The 20,709-nt window shown below is 42.1% G+C and carries 15 protein-coding genes and 1 pseudogene; 5 read left to right on the top strand and 11 right to left on the bottom strand.

The features are described from left to right. Positions 1-34 precede the first annotated feature (34 nt). The 7 genes from BMY70_RS20270 to BMY70_RS20240 all read right to left on the bottom strand — a co-directional run bounded on the left by BMY70_RS20270 (position 35) and on the right by BMY70_RS20240 (position 7,392). Entirely contained in the window at positions 35-661 is a 627-nt protein-coding gene (locus BMY70_RS20270) for a DUF2291 domain-containing protein (protein WP_090338107.1), read from the bottom strand. After that, entirely contained in the window at positions 661-1,614 is a 954-nt protein-coding gene (locus tag BMY70_RS20265; RefSeq protein ID WP_090338106.1) for a D-ribose ABC transporter substrate-binding protein, read from the bottom strand. Before BMY70_RS20265 ends, BMY70_RS20270 begins: the two co-directional genes overlap by 1 nt. A gap of 58 nt (positions 1,615-1,672) precedes the next feature. Then, positions 1,673-3,082: a DUF1593 domain-containing protein gene (locus tag BMY70_RS20260; RefSeq protein ID WP_090338105.1), complete on the bottom strand. Its 1,410-nt coding sequence runs from the start codon at positions 3,080-3,082 to the stop codon at positions 1,673-1,675. 54 nt (positions 3,083-3,136) lie between these two features. Continuing rightward, entirely contained in the window at positions 3,137-4,102 is a 966-nt protein-coding gene (locus tag BMY70_RS20255; RefSeq protein WP_229209704.1) for a transketolase family protein, read from the bottom strand. 41 nt (positions 4,103-4,143) lie between these two features. Next, positions 4,144-4,968 (bottom strand): transketolase, encoded by an 825-nt coding sequence (locus BMY70_RS20250; RefSeq protein ID WP_090338103.1) that lies wholly within the window; start codon positions 4,966-4,968, stop codon positions 4,144-4,146. Positions 4,969-5,082: 114 nt separating this feature from the next. Continuing rightward, the gene (locus tag BMY70_RS20245; RefSeq protein ID WP_090338102.1) at positions 5,083-6,558 is read right to left on the bottom strand and encodes an L-fucose/L-arabinose isomerase family protein; all 1,476 of its coding nucleotides are present in this window, start codon (positions 6,556-6,558) and stop codon (positions 5,083-5,085) included. A gap of 66 nt (positions 6,559-6,624) precedes the next feature. Continuing rightward, complete coding sequence (locus tag BMY70_RS20240; RefSeq protein ID WP_090338101.1) at positions 6,625-7,392, bottom strand: DeoR/GlpR family DNA-binding transcription regulator; 768 nt, start codon at positions 7,390-7,392, stop codon at positions 6,625-6,627. Positions 7,393-7,616: 224 nt separating this feature from the next. Between BMY70_RS20240 and BMY70_RS20235 the strand changes: the two genes are divergently transcribed. The 3 genes from BMY70_RS20235 (at position 7,617) to BMY70_RS20225 (ending at position 12,324) form a co-directional block, all read left to right on the top strand. Further along, on the top strand, positions 7,617-9,410 hold the full coding sequence (locus BMY70_RS20235; protein ID WP_090338100.1) for a PA14 domain-containing protein: 1,794 nt from the start codon (positions 7,617-7,619) through the stop codon (positions 9,408-9,410). Between the two features lie 134 nt (positions 9,411-9,544). Beyond that, entirely contained in the window at positions 9,545-11,494 is a 1,950-nt protein-coding gene (locus tag BMY70_RS20230; protein ID WP_229209703.1) for a plastocyanin/azurin family copper-binding protein, read from the top strand. Positions 11,495-11,556: 62 nt separating this feature from the next. Further along, on the top strand, positions 11,557-12,324 hold the full coding sequence (locus BMY70_RS20225) for a 3-keto-disaccharide hydrolase (protein WP_090338098.1): 768 nt from the start codon (positions 11,557-11,559) through the stop codon (positions 12,322-12,324). Positions 12,325-12,435: 111 nt separating this feature from the next. On the opposite strand, the gene BMY70_RS20220 is transcribed toward BMY70_RS20225, so the two are convergent. Further along, positions 12,436-13,869, bottom strand: coding sequence for an alpha-L-fucosidase (locus BMY70_RS20220; RefSeq protein ID WP_177197081.1), 1,434 nt, complete (start codon positions 13,867-13,869; stop codon positions 12,436-12,438). 157 nt (positions 13,870-14,026) lie between these two features. On the opposite strand from BMY70_RS20220, the pseudogene BMY70_RS31700 reads away from it, so the two are divergent. Continuing rightward, positions 14,027-14,236: pseudogene (locus tag BMY70_RS31700) on the top strand (type II toxin-antitoxin system HigB family toxin); the annotation flags it as partial. 11 nt (positions 14,237-14,247) lie between these two features. Further along, on the top strand, positions 14,248-14,613 hold the full coding sequence (locus BMY70_RS20210) for a helix-turn-helix domain-containing protein (RefSeq protein WP_090338333.1): 366 nt from the start codon (positions 14,248-14,250) through the stop codon (positions 14,611-14,613). On the opposite strand, the gene BMY70_RS20205 is transcribed toward BMY70_RS20210, so the two are convergent. From BMY70_RS20205 to BMY70_RS20195, 3 genes are read right to left on the bottom strand one after another with little or no spacing between them, the layout of a single operon-like run. Beyond that, positions 14,614-16,653, bottom strand: a complete 2,040-nt coding sequence (locus tag BMY70_RS20205; RefSeq protein ID WP_229209702.1) for an aceric acid hydrolase — start codon at positions 16,651-16,653, stop codon at positions 14,614-14,616. A 16-nt stretch (positions 16,654-16,669) separates the two neighbouring features. Beyond that, a complete protein-coding gene (locus BMY70_RS20200; protein WP_218148656.1) occupies positions 16,670-18,850 on the bottom strand; it encodes an alpha-L-rhamnosidase-related protein in 2,181 nt (726 codons plus the stop codon). Between the two features lie 15 nt (positions 18,851-18,865). After that, a complete protein-coding gene (locus BMY70_RS20195) occupies positions 18,866-20,701 on the bottom strand; it encodes a sialidase/neuraminidase family protein (protein ID WP_090338094.1) in 1,836 nt (611 codons plus the stop codon). Between the last annotated feature and the right edge of the window lie 8 nt (positions 20,702-20,709).

The raw sequence follows: 20,709 nt of genomic DNA, 5'->3' as shown, positions 1-20,709 counted from the left end.
TTTTCCGCAAAATATATTTGGTTGGGGACGGCGGTTAATTAGTAATTTTCAGATCAACCGGGATAATTTCGATAGATCGCGTATTTAAATGCTCCTTATTTAATTCGATCGCTCCAATGAAGTTAATCCTATCTCCTCTTTTTACTTTTGACTTAAACGGAGGAATAATCTTTTCTCTAATAATCTTATTTATTTCTGCTGAAACGTTGTTAAAGTCCATTGAATTTGTAAACTCATTGATATCAATTTCACCCGAAGCGTCCCGAACGGCGTTTCCAAAAACAAATTCGGTCACCAAGATTACCTCCGGCTTTTCACGCTCAGAGGCGACTTTAACCAAAACCTGATTTTCCTCCACAGCCTGAACAGTGCCGCTTCCTTTTACAAGAAAATACCTGACGTTGCCAATTCCCAGAGCGTGAGAATAATCTGAGAAAGCCTTGTTCTTATCCGTTTGCAACAAAGTAAGCAGTTGCCCGATTTCGATTGCTCTGGTTGTATGCGGAAGCAATTTTTTTGTCCAGAATTCGGAAGCATATTTAGCCGCATTAAATGAAGCTGTGCCTGCTTTTACCTCATCCAGTTTTTTAAAATAAACGGAGTTATAGGCGACTAACGCAACGAGCACCAGTGAAGCGACATATCTTATTATTTTTTTCATTACTTTTTACCGTAAGCCGCGTAGTTGTCGACATTATCCTTTTTCACCATCTCAACGGCGACGGGCATCTTTTTCGGAAAATCCCGCTTGCCCTTAAAATATTGATCCGCCATGGTTGCGGCTGTCTGCGCCATAACTTCCGGAAACTGCATGCCGGTCGCTTTTATTTTACCATCCTGAATTGACTTCACGACATCTTCCGCGCCGTCGAACCCAAAAACCTTTACTTTATCCGATTTCCCAGCTGCTGCCAATGCCTGGTAAGCGCCCATCGCCATGGCATCATTTCCACAAAAAACCGCGTCAATATCAGGGTTAGCCTGCAAAATTGATTCGAGTACTTCCATCGCTTTATTTCTATCGAAATCAGCACTTTGCTGCGCGACCATTTTCAATCCAGCATAATGATCAACCACACTGTGAAAACCTTTAGAGCGGTTCCAGGTATTGTTATCGCCCACTAAACCAAGAAGCTCAACGTATTTACCATTCTTATTTAATGTTTCCACAAAATATTTTGCGATGGTCACGCAGCCGGAATAGCTGTCAGACAAGATTTGCGAAGTAGCTGCGTTGGTAGAATTAATTTCCCTATCCATACAAAAAACAGGAACACCAGCTGCCGTCGCATTTTTAACATTCACAACGGAACCGTCTGCATCAGTTGGGTTGAATAATATAGCATCATATCCGGAAGAGATCGCATTTTCAAAATGATCTGTTTCCAGGGATGTGTTGTTCTGTGAATCAAAAACCTTCGATTCATATCCCAGTTCCTTCGCTTTTGCCGCCGCCCTTTCAGCCAGAAAAACAAACCATGGATTGTTCAACGTTGAAACGACAATGGCCATTTTCTTTGGCTCATCTGTGCTTTGTCTTGTTTTACAACGGATTAATGCAAACCAGAATAAGACAAGGATCAACGCTATAAAATATTTGGGACTAAATCTCATTCGGGAAAATTTTATGGATCAGAATCTGAGTATGTTTATGTTGCCGGCACCTGTATAATTATTCCGGAAACACCGTAACAATCACGCGCTGGTATCTCGTAAGTGCAGGTTTTCCGTTGTCTGTGACAGCGAGAATAATATGTACCGTCTCGGGCCTGGCAACTTTCGGAGCTACAAAACTTGTATTGACCGCATGGATATCTAAAATTTTCAAAGGCTCTTTTTCCGCGTAACTACCCGGTTCAGGATAGTATATCCATTGGTAAAAAAGCGTATTGCCATCCGGATCTTTCGAACCTTCGGCGCTCAGTGTTACCTTCTCGCCACTCTTTGCCTTTACTGCATTTCCATGCTTCAGGGCGGCAACCGGCGGATGATTTGCTTCTTTGTAAGGCTTTATCGTCCAGTCCATTCGCGCTGCAAAATCATTTTGGAACGCGGATCTCCAACGCCATATTGTTGCCTTGTTGCTGGTCTGATAACTGCCGTCTTTCCCAGCAACTTCATCCACAGCATCAGTCCAAAATGGACGCGTTTCCGGTTCTAAAAACCATTTTTGTGTACGTGGCGTGTAAAATTCGTAGCGACCGCCCCAGCTACCGAAGTTCGGTTTCTCAGGATCATTCAACCCATTATTCACCAGCCCTAAAAATGACGGAGTGTCACCTTCCATCAGAAATTTAGTGAACGGATATTCGGCACCTAACGGTCCATGATTACGTACATTTTCATCCAACCAGGGATTATCGACAATTTCAAAATCACCACCGGAAAACCTGCCGTGGAATTTGTCGCCGCTGATACCTGACCATGTCGCATAATGATAAGCACCTGCTGCGTGGTAACCCGGGCTTGCTACAAAAAACAGGTCAGGAAAAGTTTTGCGTATCCAGGGCCCCGTATCATCCTGATCAGAAATCGTATAAACGCGGATTTTAGAAATGAATTTTTTCAACTCCTCCGGAGATCGCGTCATGCTGACCTTCCATAAAGCTTGCGCAAGACAATTCGCCCCACCCCAAACCGGTATCCAAACGGGTCTTTCATCTTTTTTATCGACGACGGAAATGATCCAGTCAGACCCTTCAGAATCTTTTCCCTTTCCGACGGCATTCATCCCGAATTCGGGATAACTTGCCTTGGTTACTTTAAGTAAATAATCTGTTTCAGGATACCCATTTTCATGAAGCAGCAGATTAGCTCTTACCTTTCCGTAAGCAGCAACAATTTCCTTTATCTTGTTTACTGCAATCTTATTCTGTTGATGAATGGAAGTTGTGGCTACCAGCCCTTCAACGTCCCACTGATTTGAATAAGTGAGAAATCGGATTAAAGATTGCGTATCGTCCGGCTCATTCTCAATATCCGTCAAAACCAACACCCGTTTTTTAACAGAAGTCTCCTGTGCATGGCAAATAATGCAGAACAGATTTGCAAAAAATACAATGAGTATCTTCGTCAATTTCATATACCAGGGTTTGGAATTGCTTAATAAATAATAATGTGACTGAAAGTTTCTTATTTAACCCCTACACAATTTCAAGGCAGCGTCTGCAATGCCATTTTCCGAAATTCCGTAATGATCGAAAATTTCCTGCTGAGAACCTGTAACGGTATATTCATCAGGAATGCCAATAATTTTAAATTTATTCCGGTAATTATTTTCCAATAAAAAAGAAGCACATGCCTCACCCAATCCTCCGAAAATGCTATGCTCTTCGACTGTCAAAATTGGATTCCCAAGGTTGGCAATTTCGGATAACAACCTGTAGTCAAGTGGCTTAATGGTGTGCATGCTAATAACTGCCGCTTCAATACCAGACTCTCTCGATAATTTCTCACAAGCATTCAAAGCAGGCGCGACGGTTTCTCCTGTCGCAATGATCACGACATCGCCACCTTCCCGGATTTTCCTGCCCTTTCCAAATTCAAATGTCGTTTCCTCCGTCGAGAGGAGTGGCATAGCCTTTTTTCCGAAGCGCAGGTAAATTGGAAGATCTGATTCAGCAGCAAGACGAATGGCCTGCTCAGTTTCGAAATTATCAGCGGGCGCGGCGATAATCAGGTTGTTGACGGTCCTGAGTACTGCGAAATCATGCAGACTGTGATGCGTAGACCCCAATGCGCCATAACTTACTCCGGCACTTATGCCTATTAGTTTTACAGCATTGTTGGAATAAGCCACATCGTTTTTGATCTGCTCCAAAGCACGTGCAGTCAAAAAACAGGCGGGAGAAACTGCAAATACCTTTTTACCGGCTGACGCCAGCCCTGCCGCAACGCCAACAAGATTTTGCTCAGCGATCCCGACTTCCACAATCTGTTCGGGAAACGATTGTCCGAAAGGCACCAATTTTCCCGAACCCCGGGAGTCGCTGGTCACTACAATAATGTCGCGATCTGTTCTTGCCAAATCCTGAAGTGTCGTCGAAAATACTTCAAGATTCGCCTGATTACGCACAGCTATTTTCTCAATGGTAGCATCCACTTGAATAAGTTTATTGATTAACATTATATCTAACCACGCTCTCAGATGCTTTTATCCTGAAAGTCAAGCTCTTGCAACGCTTCTGCGTATTGTTGCTGATTCGGAACGCCATGATGCCATTTGAGCTGATTTTCCATGTAACTCACGCCTTTTCCTTTCACCGTATGTGCGATCACCATACTGGGTTTTCCCTTTACGAAGGGGATCGCATCAAACGTTTCTTTCAATTGTTTGATATCATGACCATCCACATGGCGTACTTCCCAACCGAAGGCTTCGAATTTTTTATCTACCGGATCAGTATTGCAAACATCGGTCGTCGTGCCTGTGATCTGTAAATTATTTTTGTCAAGAATGGCGCACAGGTTATCCAGTTTGTAATGCGCAGCTGAAAGCGCAGCTTCCCAGTTAGAACCCTCCGGTAGCTCTCCGTCTCCAAGCAATGTGAAAACTTTGTAATTTTTTTTATCCAGTTTTCCAGCAATCGCAACGCCTACGCTTAGCGATAAACCGTGACCGAGCGCACCGGTATTTTGTTCAATTCCATGTACTTTTCTGGTTGGGTGACCAATGTAATGTGATTTATACCGGCACAAAGTTTCAAGATCAGATTCAGGAAAAAACCCTCTGGAAGCCAGCACAACGTACAGTGCTTCAACCGTATGGCCCTTACTTTGAATATAGCGATCCCGGTCGGGCGAGCTGAAATTTTCAGGATCAACATTTAATGTGTAGTTGTAGAGAACGTTCAGAATATCAATACAGGACAGGCTCCCTCCCGTATGGCCGGCATTTGCCTTGACAATATACTTGAGTATTTTCCTGCGATAGTCGACCGACTTGTGAGCCAATTCCTTTTCTGACATCGTTTGTTGAATTATTTGTTTTACGAATCCTTTGCGGGATGAACAAACCGCTGATAATCCGTCCGCGGGAAAAACCCGCGGCTCAGATAATAAGTCCGTTGGACTGGCAGGGAATCAATATTGAGCTGCCAGTTCGTTTTTAGTATTGGCCGATTCGTTTCTTAATGGCTGTTCAGCCGGGTCCTTAAAATATTGAACCTCCCAACCCATATAATTTTCGAATGCTTCTTTTAATATCCCGGCGGTTTTTGACGCATTCATCACTACATGGTGTTCAAAACCATTTCTGCAGATGTATTGCATCAAACCTTGCAGATTCGGGATTTCTGCGACTGCTCGGTTTCCAAACGTTTTTAAAGTATCGTCCGTTAGTCTGCCTTCGCCGATATAGGCTTTCATAATTCCCTTTGGATCATCGGTACTGATCCTTCCGAATGTCAGCGGAGAAGCGGGTGTGCGCCCGGAGAGCGCTCCGAAGGTATTTTCCTCTCCTACCGAAGTTCCCAGAATTGGCGCGGTACTGATTTCGATATCCGGCAAAAACGACTTCGCCCAGTTTCCGCAGTGGAACAGAACACATTTGTTATCATCATTCGCATAGTTATTGTTCCAGTCAACAAGCGCACTTGGAGAACCGGATGCGAGTTGTAACGCATACATGCTCAACGTTCCTGTAACATCGACCTCACATCCGCTGGGAAGCATATTTTCACTCATAATACTCATACTCGTGCAAACATTGCAGCCGTAATTCTGCTGAACAGAAGTCCAGCATTGAATTGCTGTCGCATCCAGCGCATGCAGCTGGACAAAATCGGTCAATGCAACGTCGAGTTTCGCCATCTGGATCAGAGACTCGTCGGGTGTGCGGCCAACAGGTGCATAATCTTTTATTTTCTGAATTCTTTGCTGAACGCTGATATCGTATTTTGTCAATTTATTCGCATTGCCAAGAATCTCTGAAAGATCGACAGTCACCACCGAAATTCCATTTCTCTGTAATATTTTTTCGCTGTAACGGACCGTATTAAAGCCACCAGGCCGTGCGCCGATCGCGCCAATTCTTACCTTCCGAAGACCTCGCGTAACCCGGCAAACGCCTACAAAATTCAATAAGTCGTTGATAAAAACCGGATCAGTCGGATGAACAACATGTTTTGATGTCAATGAATACTTAATTCCGAACTGGTACAGATTATTACAAGCTGAAATTTTCCCGCACCACGAATCCCTGCGTCTGGCAACATCGAGTTTATCCAGATCGTCGGGATAGCCCTGAACCAAAACCGGTACGTTCAACTCAGCCAGTTTAAGCGTTTCAGCTATTCCTCTTTCATCTCCAAAATTTGGAAGTACAACCAGCACACCTAATATTTCATCACGGTGCTGCCTGAACAAGGCCGCACATTTCTGCGCATCCTGGAATGACTCAACCCCGCCAAGTTTGGTATCGTTAGTATCCAGCATGATTGCTCTGATGTTCAGCCTTTTAAACAGCTCAATAATCTCAACTCTCGCCTCAGCCACCAGTCGGTCCGGAAAAAAATCACGGTTTCCGATAATTACACCTAAACATCCTTTTTCGCCCATGTTGTTTTTTACTGTTGACTGATAGCATAACTACCAGCTCTATTCTTTAAATATTTTGACGCTTTCTTACCCGGCAATAATTAATTCTATTTCGTTATCGCTGAAAAGCTGTTTATGTTTTTCTTCCACCCCTGCATCCGTGATGATATAATCGATCAGCGACAATGCTCCTAAACTGGCAAATGCACTCTTTCCAACTTTTGTTGAATCTGCAACCAGATATGTAGTGTCAGCGGCATCGATCATTGCCTTTTTCACAACCAGATCACTGATACTAGGATATGTCAAACCTGATTTCAAAGACAGACCAGCTGTGGCCAGAAATAACTTTTGAACATTCAGCCCTTTGAAAAAATCAGCTGCTTTCTGTCCTGTTAGTGACAATGTTGGTGGCTTAAACTCGCCACCAGTCATGATCACCTCGATACCCGTCTCCGCTCCGAGCAATAGTGCAATATTCAACGCATTGGTAATCACAGTCAAATGACGATTACTTCCTCTCAGTTTTTTCGCGATCTCTGTTGTCGTAGAACCTGAATCAAGAATTATAGTGTCTCCATTTTCTATAAACTCCAGGCTTTTAATAGCGATCAGCTCTTTCTTGTCAAGATTTTCCTGATTTGCCAGAGAAAAATTACGAACCTGATCTTCCACATTTTTCAAAAATGCACCGCCATGTTCCTTTATTACCAGACCATCTTTTTCCAGCTTATCCAGATCCTGACGGATGGTAACTTCTGTTACTTTGAATAATTTGGCAAGATCAATAACCTTAGCCGACCCATCCTCTTTTAACAATTCAAGTATTTTATCTCTTCGTTGATTTGCGAGCATTTTTATATTGTTTGTAGTTCCTTTTATTTTTTACCTAAAAATAAAGGAAAACACTTAACTAAGTACACCATATTGAAAATATACAGATCAACAACACAAATAGATAGAATTTAATTAACAAAAGCAAATTTTAGAAAATAAAAGAAAATAAAAAACAACAATTAAAAATTAAATGATATCATTGTAATGTCATTACTATCTGTCCTCGATCTTTTTATTTTCTTATGACAAGCTTTAAATTTCCTTTTCTGTATTTTCTTACCTTACTATCTTTCGCATTTATCGAAAAAGCTAAAAGTCAGGAAAATATTTCTTCTCCTTCATTATCTTCCGAACCGTTGACGACAGATGATTTGAGCCAGTTCCATCCTTCGAAATCAACGAAATGGATCATTGCCGGGAATATTTCAGCTGATCGTGATCAGAAAAATGATCTTGAAACAAAAAATGGAAAAGGCGTTTTAGTTTATTTACCTAAACTAAAAGGAGATAAAGCATTAGAAACGAAACTAAAACACGGCGACATTGACTTAAATCTGGACTTTTTATTGAGTAAATCTGCTTCTTTTTCTATACTCTTTCAAGGACGTTATGAGGTAAAAATAACCGACGCCTGGCTGAGCAATGCAAATAATGCCATGAGAGCACCAGGACTTTGGCAAAATCTGTCTGTGCGTTTCAGAGCTTCCGAATTCGATTCCAGAGGCTCGAAGATCAAAGATGCCGTTTTGGAGCAAATTCTGATTAACGGGCAACAGGTTCAGGGATCGACAAAAATTCTGATTTCGGAACACAGTTCTTTTAGGACTGAAAGTGAAACAGGGCCACTGGTCATTCTGGGAGAAATATCACCTTTCGCAATCAGAAATATCAGCTATAAAATTTATGAAAAAGACGAGATTAAATTAACGGATATAAAGTTTAAAGTATATCCGGGGCTGCATAAGAATATCGACACGCTTCTAAGTCTCAAACCGAAACGAACCGGAATTACTGATTCCATCTCGCACCAAGTCGGTGATAGAAAATCTCAACTGGTCTTTAATGGTTTTGCCGAAATCCCGACAGATGGCGAATACCTTTTCAAGTTGACAGCAGGCGGCGGAGCATGGCTTTTTATTGATGGAAAATTAGTGATTGAAAATAAAGGATCACGGGATTTTGAGAAAGCTTTTTACGCAAAACAAAAACTAAAAAAAGGAAAATTTCCCTTCAGGATCGTTTATTCAAATTCTGACGAATGCCTTGTTCTGCATTATGAAGGTCCCCAGATTCCATGGCATTCGCTAACCACGAACGCATCGGTAAGACTAAGCGAAAAGTTTGATCCGTTGGAATATAAGGTCAGAAGGAGACCTGTTATACAGCGCGGCTTTATGCTAAAAAATGGCATAATAAATCCATACATCGTCTCCGTTGGTATTCCGACCGACAAAAACTCCCAAGGCTTGAACTATGCTTACGACATGAAAAAATTCAGCCTGACGACTGTGTGGCACGGGAAATACATAGATGTTTCCAACATGTGGACCGAGCGTGGAGAGAAGCAACTGGAAATTCCGCTGGGGGCCAGGCTGGAATTGCCTGGCAAGCCAATTCTCGCAAAAAAAATTCCCGAAAGTTCCGTCTGGCCAGATTCAGTGCAAGCTCCGGAAGGTGTGTACTCCAACCGCGGATATAAATTGGGTCACGATGGTTTTCCGATATTTTATTATGCACTCGATGGCGTTTCGATAGAAGATAGCTTCGTTCCTAACCAGGACAGAACCGGCCTGACACGGTTGCTGAAAATCAAAAACCCTGTCGAAACTTCCTATTGTTTACTGGCCGAAGGCAAGGTCATTGAAAAAGTAAGTGAAGGGAATTTTTCAGTGGATGATAAACAATATTACATCGCAGGCCTGGAAACGGGTGCCACGAAGGCAACAGTTTACCATGGAACCGAGGGAGATAAACTTGTCGTTTCAATTCCTGCACAACAAGAAAACAGCATGATTAAGTTTGATATAATATGGTAGCTTTCGACAGCAATTTTGTTGGCATTTTTTCGAGGTTTGAAGGAGAAATCTGTTCTTTGAAACGCAGACGGTATTGTTGCAATACCGACCTGATTCAAAAAGAACATCTAAGCAAAAAACGCTTTTGTAAACATTTGAACGGAATTTTTTACTCGATTCTTGTAAGTTTATTTACGCAGGTATCATTCGCGCAAAACGACATTGCAGATCGTGAAAACAAATTTTATCAAATCATTTCTGTACCGATTCCGGATAGTGTCAAACTTGAAGTGGGCGGACTTGCTTTTACCGATGACGATAAACTTGGTGTTGCGACCCGGCGGGGAGAAATTTGGGTGATTGAGGATCCTTACCAACAAAAAAATCGGCTACCTAAATATTCTCTCTTCGCCTCTGGACTTCACGAACCTTTATGGCTGGCTCAAAAAAACGGAGCTTTTTACACGACGCAAAGGTCGGAACTGACGAAAATTTCAGACACGAACGCTGACGGACTCGCTGACAATTTTCACACAGTATACTCCTGGCCGATTTCAGGAAATTATCATGAATATTCTTACGGACCATTGATCTTACCAAATGGCAATATGCTGGTGACACTTAACCTTTCCTGGGTTGGTCGCGGTGAGAGCCTTACGAAGTGGCGGGGCTGGATGCTACAAATTACCGAAGACGGAAAAATGACTCCCTTCGCAACAGGTATGCGGTCGCCAGCAGCTTTTGGATTAAATAAGGTTGGAGATATTTTTTTTGCTGAAAATCAGGGAGACTGGATCGGATCCGGAAGGATAACGCACTTAGATCAAGGTGATTTTGCGGGCCATCCGGCAGGCCTGCGCTGGTCGGGTGAACCAAACTCCCCTATCGCATTAAAACGATCTTCATTTCCTGATTCGGCCGGCTTGATGTTTGATTATGCCAAAGGAAAGCCAAACTTCAAACTGCCTTCGATCTGGTTTCCGCACACAGTTATGGGCATTTCTACCTCAGCAATCATATCCGTAAATTCTGATAAGTTCGGACCATTCGAGGGACAACTTTTGGTTGGAGATCAAGGACATAGCAAGATAATGAGAGCATTTCTTGAAAAGGTAAACGGTCAGTATCAGGGCGCCTGCTTTCCGTTTCGGGAAGGTTTTTCATCCGGAATTCTACGTATGGCCTGGGGTAGCGACAATTCACTTTTTGTAGGTATGACAAGCCGCGGCTGGGCATCAACCGGAAAGGATTTATACGGACTTCAGCGACTAAAATGGGATGGAAAAATTCCGATGGAAATCAAGGAAATGCGGATAACGAAAGACGGATTTGACCTGGAATTTACCAAACCGGTTGACCAAAAGATGGCTGCAAGCGTTTCTAATTATGCTATGACAGGATTTACATACAGTTATCATAAAAAATATGGCAGTCCGGTCATCAATTCCAGAAAATGCACGATCAAAAAAGCGACCGTTTCATCCGATGGAAAAACTGTAAAACTGGATATCAACGGACTTCGAGAAGGTTATATTCATGAACTAAAAGTGGATAATCTCAAATCGGCGGACGGAGAGGAAATTCTCCACCCGAAAGCGTATTATACCATAAATTCATTCCCCGAAGGAAGTGTTCATGACCATCATGCGATGAACCATGACAACAAAGTTGAGGTTTCAGGTTGCGGTGAAGATTCTCAAAAATCGGTCCGCGAACAGCCGTCCGACTGGAAAAAAGGACCGGACATAATCATTACAATGGCAACAAAACCCGGACTAAAATTTGATAAGGAACTGATTGAAGTGAGGCCGGGAGCAAAAGTCAAATTAATATTTAACAATAATGACGACATGCTCCACAATCTTGTGATCACAACACCGGGAAAAGGTGCAGAAGTCGGAAAACTTGCGATGGATATGGGTTTAGATGGCACGAACGCCGGCTATATCCCTGCGACAAATTCAGTACTCTTTCATACCTGCCTGATACAGCCGGAGACTTCTCAAACTATCTACTTTACCGCTCCGAAAGCAGGGGATTACCCGTATCTATGCAGTTTCCCCGGACATTCATTTGTAATGAAGGGTATTATGCGGGTAAAATAAAAAGGAGATTTTTCAATTTTGTTCTTTGTTCTGCTCATCCAACCTTTTAAACCATTTTTATAATGAGAAGGTTTTCAATTTTCATTTCGCTGATAACTTTCCTGCTATCGCGTACATATTCTTTCGCGCAATCTGACAACAACCAGACACTTCCGCCAGCATCTGCTACGGAAGACTGGTCTGTAAAACCACCTTTGGTAACACCTGCATCTTATGGAAGCCCTCCATCCGACGCGATCGTTCTGTATGGAGGAAAAGGTGATCTTGATAAATGGAAGCATATCAATGGTGAGCCTGTGAAGTGGAATGCTTCGCAAAATGAACTCACGATAGTTCCAAAAACAACAGATATTGAAACCAGACAAAAATTCGGGAGCATTCAACTACATCTTGAATGGAAAACACCTAATCCCAAGGAAGATAAAAGCAATAATCGAGGAAACAGCGGCGTGTTTCTAATGGGTTTATACGAATTACAGATATATGAATCCTATCAGTATGAAACGCGCATCTATTATAACGGGCAGGCAGGTAGTATTTATAAACAGCAAATTCCGCTTGTAAACGCGTCATTGAAACCGCAGACCTGGCAAACGTTCGACATCGTGTTCAACGCCCCGGTTTTTCGTGAAGATAAAACACTGAAAACACCTGGATTCCTGACCGTTTTTCACAATAACGTACTGATCCTTAACCATTCGGAAATTAAAGGCCCGATGGTTTATCAGGGTTATCCAAAATATGAATACCATGAATCAAAACTTCCCTTGCGGCTACAGGAGCATAACAGCCGCGTGAGTTTTCGGAATATCTGGGTAAGAGAATTGTAGATTGGAAGAATGATTTCATCACGTGCAAACATGTTTTGCAGCGGCTGGAAATAATAAAGATCACAGACTAAATTAATTTTAATCTGTGATCTTTTCCTGGTACCGAAAATACTATTCCGTTTCTATCTTAAAAACATAAGCGATATCAGAGGGAACTCTCGTTTTTGCTGGAACCGTAAATCTCAAACCAGTTTCATTCAGCTGATTTTCACATTTCACCAAATTTTTCAACCCCAACAATTGCACTGACTTTACATTTCCTTTAAGACTTTCCTTTGTCATTTGTTTCAAATTAATCGCAACGTTGTCGCCTGGCCAGTCAAGAAAAATCGCATAAACAGTTTTATCTTTTCGCGTATAATAAACCTTATTTTTTGCCTGGGTCGTTTCACCGAAAACATCAAAAGGTCTTGTATCATAAAGTGCCTCCCCGAACGACCACATCCACCGCCCGACTTTGTAAACCACTTCTTTCTGATCGTCCGGAAACGTTCCGTCTGCTTTTGGAGAAAGATTCAGAAGCATTTGACCGTTCTTGCTGACGACTTCAATCAATGTCTGAATAATTTCTTTCGCCGGCCTTATCTCCATCCCTTCCGTATACCCCCATGAATAAGACAAACCCGTTCCGATCGAATAATCACATAACCATGGTTTAGGTATTATTTGTGTCGGGTTTGAGTTTTCATGATCTTCCATACCCACGCCAGCCGGGAGATCATCGCCTTTATATGTGACAATCACATCCTGTTTTCTCTTTTCGGCCTCATTGAAAAAATGGGACAGATAAGTTTGAATATTCTTTGTGGGGACTTGTTCGAGCCATGCGTCATGATAAATGATATCCGGGTGATATTTATCAACCAGTTCATTACACTTATCCATCCACATCTGATCCCACTCCGCCTTTTTCATTGTAGAACCATATAGCTTTGCATATTTCGGATCTGTTCCGGCCCATCCCGGCTTCATTTTCACATTTGTGTAATTCAACTCATGATGCAGCGACGTGAAAAATTTCATCCCTCTGCTACGTATCGATTTTTCCAGTTCACCAACTACATCACGTTTAGGGCCCATCGCTTTTGCATTAAACGGTGTCAACTTACTGTCCCACATTGCAAAACCATCATGATGCTCAGCTACAGGACCGGCAAACTTCGCTCCGCCTTTCACAAATAAATCTGCCCACTCATCAGCATTAAATTTCTCACCTTTAAACATCGGGATAAAGTCATGATAATCGAATTTTTCCAGTGGTCCGTAAAGTGCCAGATGGCGTTTATAAGTTCCCAGTTTTGAATAATCCGGACTGTCGTTATGCATGTGTTGGATGTAATGTTCATTGTTATACGCCGGAACTGCGTAAACGCCCCAATGACAATAAATTCCAAATTTCGCATCCCGAATCCATTCCGGGACTTCAACATGTTTTTCCAGAGAAGGCCAGTTGGACTGGTAGGTTTGTTGAGCTGACACATAGCCGTATCTGCTTGAAATTAATACTAAAACAGCAATACAAGTACAAAATTTCAGAATGTTCATAAATTTCATAATTTGAAATATTATTTTATATTTGTAAATAATATTTATTACACACACACTTAAAATTCATTTTATGGTAATTGTTTCGCATCGTGCCATCAGAGAGTTTTGCATAATAAATCCGCTTTATCAAAACGCGTTGTAAAAATGGTATCGAGAAACTACAATAGCCGACTGGTCTAATTTCAGCGATTTAAAACATTCTTATAAGTCCGTCGACTCTGTTGGTAACGGTTTATTTGTTTTAAACATTTCCGGAAATAATTGTCGACTAATCGCCAGGATATTTTTCAGAAAGCGAACACTCTTTATTCGTTTCGTGGGCACACATAAAGCGTATGATAAATTGGATCTGACAACATTATAATGATCAATTTTATGAAAATCATAAAAACAGAAAAAGATTACCAAAACGCCCTTGATCAACTTAATTCGTTGATGAAGAAAGGTGAGAATAATATCACCATTCAAGAGGCTGAAAAAATCGAAACACTGGCTTCTTCCATTCAAGCTTATGAAAAGATTTTTTATCCTTTCCCTATGCCCAAAACGATTAGCGAAATGGTCGAATTAAAACGTTTCCAACTCAAACTTACCCAAGCTGCTTTAGCCGATATGCTGGGTCTGGGAAAACCTAAACTTTCGCAAATCCTGAGTGGCAAACGTGAGCCAGATGTTTCTTTTCTAAAAGCTGTGTACAAAAAATTGGATATCGATCCTGGCTTTTTACTGGACAATGCCTGATCACCTGACCAGGGGCAGCCAGACGGACATGTCATTGTGACCGCGGTTGCCCCAGGCATAATAAGGCACGAGGCGAACGGGAATCATTTTCGGTGTTTCCGTTGATATTTCGCGATATAATTTTTTACTCCAGTTAGAGTTGTCAACCAAAGCTGCCTCACCTTCCAAGCTCATAATTGGGCTGTTTTCAATTGTTAAGCGGGATGGTTTCAGGTTGTTTTTTACCGGAATGGCCACGTCAAAAATGGTTTTTCCTTTTGGAAGATCCATGGATTCAAGGCAATATACCACAGGTCCTCGTTTAACTGCAACCTGATTCCGTGTTTCTTCTACCAAAGGATTTGACTCTATCAGGCGAACGGGCATAGGCAGCATAAGCTCAATTTTATCACCTGATTTCCAGGTATTATCTATTTCTGCATATTCGCCTGGTGTCAGTTTCACGGTTTGCGATTTGCCATTTACAAGCAGCTTTGCGTCACTACACCAGCCGGGAATACGAAGAAATAAAGAAAATGATTCTGTTGGCGCTTCTTCCAGTTTGATGCTCACTTTGCCATCCCATGGATAATCAGTGGTCTGCGAAAGTTTTAAAACGGAGCCGCTTTTCAGTTTTGTTTCAAGATTATTTCCACCATACAGATTAAAATATAGTCCCTTATCTGATACACTATAAGCATATTGACTGACCTCGGCAACGGTGCGAACCGTATTCGGCGGACAGCAATTCGAGAGTCCGATGTAGTGCTGACGATCTTTCGACCAGCGCTGCGCAAAGGGCAAAGCGTCGGAAGAACTTAATGGATTTGTATATAAAAACTTGTCTCCACTCAAACTTATTCCTGACAAAACACTGTTATAGAGTGCTAGTTCTACAATATCAGCATACTTCGCGTCGCCGGTAATTTGCAGCATTCGCCAGTTCCAAAGTACATTTCCGATGTTGGCGCAAGTTTCATTATGAGCAGTAAAATTTGGAAGCTGAAAATCGCGGCCATACGCCTGATGGATTTTCTGTACCTCATTCGGCTTATAAGAAGTCCCATCCGGCGAAACTCCATCATATAAAGAACCACATCCACCGGTTACGTACATTTTATGTTGTGTGAGATCATCCCACATCAAATTCAGCTGTGATAGCAGTGCAGGATCGCCAGTTTCGGCATACACATCAGCAACACCGGCAAACAAATAATTTGCTCTCACCGCATGCCCCATTACTTTCGTTTGTTTCAAAAATGGAATACGATCCTGGTTGTCGTCCGTTCCCTCAGTAGCACCTTTTATGGCAATCAAATGTTTGACCAACGTAAGATATTTCTCTTCACGGGTTGTCCGGTACAACTCAGAAAGACCCATGTAATGTGACGGACAAATGGCATTTCTTGCCTGCTCGTCGGAGGCGGTACTATAAAAACCAATCAGAAAATCAGCAGATTTTTTAGCAACAGCCAGCAGCGAAGTTTTTCCGGTCGCCCGGTAATGAACACAGGCGGCCGTCATCAAATGGCCGAAATTATAGGCTTCAAAACTCAGCCGGTCATCGAACATTTTCGAATCACCTTTTTGCTTTTGTTCGATGATTGCTTTCGTATAAATATATCCGTCGTTACGCTGAGCTTTTGCAATTACAGCGATGGCATGATCCATAGTTGCATCCAGCTTTACATCTTTAGTGACAGCATACATACTGGCCATCGCCTCAAAGGTTTTGTAAAAGTCGCCATCATGAAAAGACGGCCCCCTGAATTTCCCTTCTTCAAGACCGGCGGCAATTTCAAAATTGCGGAATGAATGGCTTAATTCAGGATTTGTATATGTTTTCCAAAGGTCAGGAACCATCATTTCTTTGCAAACTCTGAATCTGTCGGCCCAAAAACCCTGCGTCCATTGCACCGCATCCATATCCGTGCTGTAAAGTTTTGCATGTGAACTTTTAGATGTGTTCACCAGACCTTTACTTTGTCCGTTACCTTCCTGGCTTGCCAGCAAAGTGCAAACAAAAGCTCCCAGAATATATTTCGATCTCTTTCGCATCATCACTTTTAACTGTTTTTTACAATTTCGCACTATATGCAATGACATATTCTTTCCCCTTTTCTATTGTCAACTCAAAAACACCGTTTCCAATTACACGTATATTATTGCCCTTACTAACTGGTTTATTTTTGCTTTTAAACCGCAATGTTCCTATTCCTGTATCACCCTTGACCTTGATTTGCTTTGTGCTACAGTAGACAGAAATGTCACCATTAGCGGTTGGGACCTTTCCCTCTATCCACTGCAACCCACCTAAGACAGGTTCAATTAAATAAGTTTGATATGCTGGTGAAGTTGGTTTCACACCCAGATAATATTTCCCCAAAAGATAAATCGGACTGGCACCCCAGGCATGGCAAAGACTTTTTCCAAATTCCCGGCCATACATAGCATAGTGCTGTACTCCTTTTTCATTCGGATCATATTTTTCCCAGAAAGATGTCGCGCCGAGATTTAGCATACCTCCCCAATAATCCTTCATTTCTTTCAAAACATGCTCTTGCTCACCTATAGCACAAAGAGCCTCCAACTCGTAAAAGCGCATATAAGGCGTCGTGATTTTCTGTACCTTATCATTCATGAGCACATTCTTTTTTACAGACTGTTTTTGCACTTCGTTGAAATAATCAAAGAAAATCGCAAACATATTTGTATATCGGGTTACATGATCCGTTTGGCTTCCATTGACTCTGCTGTGCACAAATGCACCTTTACCTTCATTCCAGTAAATCGAAAAAACTTTCGCCTTCAGGTCTTTGGCCAGCGCACCATATTGGTTAGCCCCGTCAGTATCTTCGGCCACATTCGCACAAAGGGCCATTGCTTCAAGGCTTCTGCAAAAAAGCAACTGCTCAAAACTGACCTCTCCCTTTTTACTTAATCCCTCTGCCCAGTCGATGAATACCCAGTCACCGGTCTTCCCTTCAAGTAACCCATCTTTATTTCTTCTTGCCAGACAAAAATCCATCAGACTTTGCATCCGGGGATAAAACTGCCTGATAAAAAGCTTGTCTCCCGAATACAGATAGTAATCGTAAATTCCCATGAACCAGTAAAATGTATAATCCATAATCGTGTTCACATGGCTAGTCACGGGATCTTTGCCACGATTGGCCAACAGTGTACGGGTTACAGAAGGCGAATCAAAAAGCAGATAATAATTCATCAGATAACTCTGATAAGCATCTCCCGACCAAATCCATCGGTCACGTTTGATACCATCAATGAAAAACTCACGTGTGTTCAGGTGCAATGTGTACTTCGAAACTTCCCAAATCCTATTCAGTTGTTCGTCAGAACTTTTAAAGGCGCCACGATCAGCGGCGGGTAAAAATTCGTACAGCATGGAGACAGAGTCAAAACTGATTCCATCATCAAAATGGATATTGACAAATCTGAAAGCCCGCGAACCAGTTAAGGTAGTATCCCGCGAAACGCTGTTATTAATTTCCAGCTCATCAAGCGTTTCGCACGTTTTCGTCCCCAACGCTTCTTCCTCTGACTCCCCGTAATAAAGCGTTAACCTCCCTTTTCCTCTCAAACCATGCAGCTTGACGAAGCCAAAAGTTTCCTTGCCAAAGTCAACCAGCCATGACTTTTCATTTTTAGTAATATGAGCTGCAGCTTGAGGTTCTGTCGGTAATCTGAATTTAGAAGGCGGAGAGTTTGGATCATAAAAATTCCAACTTCCAGCCAGCAGATATTTAGTACCCGATATATCAGAAACTTTTCCGGATTCATCGATCCACTCTTTATCTTCATTAGTAACCTTCCAGGTTTGATCCGAGATGATCGTTTTTCCTTTTACAAATAACGCAGGGACACGCTCCTGGGCATAAACTTTGAAATTGAGTTTTTGTTTACCTGCTGGAATCAGCAGCTTTTCAGGCATTCCATGGATTAGATTACTGTTGATTTTTACATTATAATCTCCCTCTGCGTAAATCTCAATTTCTTCCGGCGCTGTCAGATTAAATTCCTTAGAATAATCTACCATGATGTAATGACTGTCATATTTCCAGAACGGCGGCAAAAATGAGCCTCTTTCAGTCCGACGATTTTGCATGGAATTGCCTAGCCATATTTCATAATCTCCCGGATACCAGATCCAGGTTGCCGTGTTTTGTGCAAAAACCAATTCAGTACAAAAAATGCACAGCAGACAAGTGACACCAAAAACATTTTTGGAAAAAAACATTATAAATTTCATTAGTTAAAAGCTGCTCGTTTTCAGCGACCTGATTCTGTACCGGGCTTTTTTATCAAGCTTTTCAGCATTTTTCAAATCATACATTTGATCGGTAGGCGTGTCAGCATTTGGAAAACGACGAATATCTCCGGTACGGAAAACAATACGTTCAACGCTCTCCAATGGCGCAAAAAGAATGTTATTTCCAGTATTTTTCCCATTGACCGCGACCGTATACAAGCGCGTTTCCGTATTCAGTTTAACGACAATTTTGTATTCACGATTTCCTTCATATCTCATCAAAGTCTTGTTTCTATATCCCGCTTTAGCTCTAAAAACTCCTGTTGAATCGAATGAAAGTCGAATACCCGCAGCTCCTTTTGCATCCTGAAATTCGATATCCAAAAGACCGTTTGAGTTTTGTTCAGGTGTCACTGAGATTTCTGCTTGTAGATGTTTCGACGCAGGTATAACACGTTCCGATTTTGCATAATCAAATGGGTCGGAGTCTTGTAAAGAAAGTACCTTCTCACCTTCCGGAGACTTCTCAATTTTCACACACGCGAGCAGCGGACTATAAATATTCCAGGAATCAAGCTCCTTCCCATCCAGCATTTCCGCGAAATTATCATTCGCGTGACGTTCGGCTTTTTCTTTCACGGGAATAGGTACAGACGACACCCAGATATCCTCTTTATTCATGCTGTAAGTCAGCCAGAGTTTTCCGTCCGGCGGTGCTCCATTTCCTTCTTCAATACCCCGAACATATTGCGGTCCATAGGATTTATAATTTCCGCCGTAACGCATGGAAGTGATTTCACCATTTACAAGCAGGAGATTTTTATAGTCCAATCCGTTATCACTTACGGATAGAGCAAGCGGCCAGCGGAATTCTGACGGATTATAAACAGTGGCATATTTTCCATCGGAAGTCTTCTGTCCCCATATTTTGGCATTACTATTAACAAAGCCCGGAGCTCTTTTAGGCTTATATAACCAAGTCTTCCCGTTATCCGTGCTAACACTCGTCAAGGCATTTTTCCACAATCCGACAACACGTCCATCTGGCAAATGATAATAGCTAAATGCCTTGTATTCTCCTTTCAGCGAGACAATTGGATCATTACGATCAGCCTCTTCAACCCACTGCTGTGTCATTAATTTGTTCGATAATAATTCATCACAAGCAGCAATAAATTCTTTATCCATGCTCGTCGAATACAACGGATATTCCGATTTTTGTTTCCATGATGCATTGTGACGAATGAAATAAATCGGACCAAGTGTTCCATTCTTATAAACCTCGCGTACCACCCGTCCTATTCCATTTCCATCATTCGGATCATCTTTCGCGTCCAGCGCAATTCCGTAAAACCCCAGCGTCAGCAATCGATTATTTTTGGATACAAAAAAACCCATGCGCTGATGCATAACCGCATAAAGATCTTTCGCCTCACCCGGATAATCTTTTTTAGTTGTGCCGTCCGGAATTTTGTAAGGTGGAAATATCACTTTTGGTTTTGACCAAGAATTCCCATCAGCTGATGTCTGCAAAAGTGTTTGCCCGGGCGGGATATGCTCCCCAACCGGGTTACTCAAATAATTGAGGTAAAATGTATTATTCCAATAGGCAAGCATAGGCGCATGGTTGTAAGTCCAGTCGTAACCCGTTTCTTTATTATCCCGACTTACGCGTAAAGTCTGCACGTTATGCACGCCTATTACCGGATTCAGCTGTCCATGATGATAATCTACATTGACCAATGTTGCCCCGGTATAGCTGATTGTGTCCTGTGCCTGGATTTCTCCAAGAACAGCCGTTAGACCGAACAAAAAAAGTCGGAATGGATTAAAGGCCATGTTATAAT

The sequence above is a fragment of the Dyadobacter koreensis genome, from assembly GCF_900108855.1.
Classification (GTDB): domain Bacteria; phylum Bacteroidota; class Bacteroidia; order Cytophagales; family Spirosomataceae; genus Dyadobacter; species Dyadobacter koreensis.
This window is presented reverse-complemented; position numbering and strand designations above follow the sequence as displayed.

Excerpts from the sequence above, each read along its gene's own strand:
- BMY70_RS20270 (WP_090338107.1), bottom strand. The coding sequence starts at position 661 with ATGAAAAAAATAATAAGATATGTCGCTTCACTGGTGCTCGTTGCGTTA.
- BMY70_RS20265 (WP_090338106.1), bottom strand. The coding sequence starts at position 1,614 with ATGAGATTTAGTCCCAAATATTTTATAGCGTTGATCCTTGTCTTATTC.
- BMY70_RS20260 (WP_090338105.1), bottom strand. The coding sequence starts at position 3,082 with ATGAAATTGACGAAGATACTCATTGTATTTTTTGCAAATCTGTTCTGC.
- BMY70_RS20250 (WP_090338103.1), bottom strand. The coding sequence starts at position 4,968 with ATGTCAGAAAAGGAATTGGCTCACAAGTCGGTCGACTATCGCAGGAAA.
- BMY70_RS20245 (WP_090338102.1), bottom strand. The coding sequence starts at position 6,558 with ATGGGCGAAAAAGGATGTTTAGGTGTAATTATCGGAAACCGTGATTTT.
- BMY70_RS20240 (WP_090338101.1), bottom strand. The coding sequence starts at position 7,392 with ATGCTCGCAAATCAACGAAGAGATAAAATACTTGAATTGTTAAAAGAG.
- BMY70_RS20235 (WP_090338100.1), top strand. The coding sequence starts at position 7,617 with ATGACAAGCTTTAAATTTCCTTTTCTGTATTTTCTTACCTTACTATCT.
- BMY70_RS20225 (WP_090338098.1), top strand. The coding sequence starts at position 11,557 with ATGAGAAGGTTTTCAATTTTCATTTCGCTGATAACTTTCCTGCTATCG.
- BMY70_RS20220 (WP_177197081.1), bottom strand. The coding sequence starts at position 13,869 with ATGAACATTCTGAAATTTTGTACTTGTATTGCTGTTTTAGTATTAATT.
- BMY70_RS20210 (WP_090338333.1), top strand. The coding sequence starts at position 14,248 with ATGAAAATCATAAAAACAGAAAAAGATTACCAAAACGCCCTTGATCAA.
- BMY70_RS20205 (WP_229209702.1), bottom strand. The coding sequence starts at position 16,653 with ATGATGCGAAAGAGATCGAAATATATTCTGGGAGCTTTTGTTTGCACT.
- BMY70_RS20200 (WP_218148656.1), bottom strand. The coding sequence starts at position 18,850 with ATGTTTTTTTCCAAAAATGTTTTTGGTGTCACTTGTCTGCTGTGCATT.
- BMY70_RS20195 (WP_090338094.1), bottom strand. The coding sequence starts at position 20,701 with ATGGCCTTTAATCCATTCCGACTTTTTTTGTTCGGTCTAACGGCTGTT.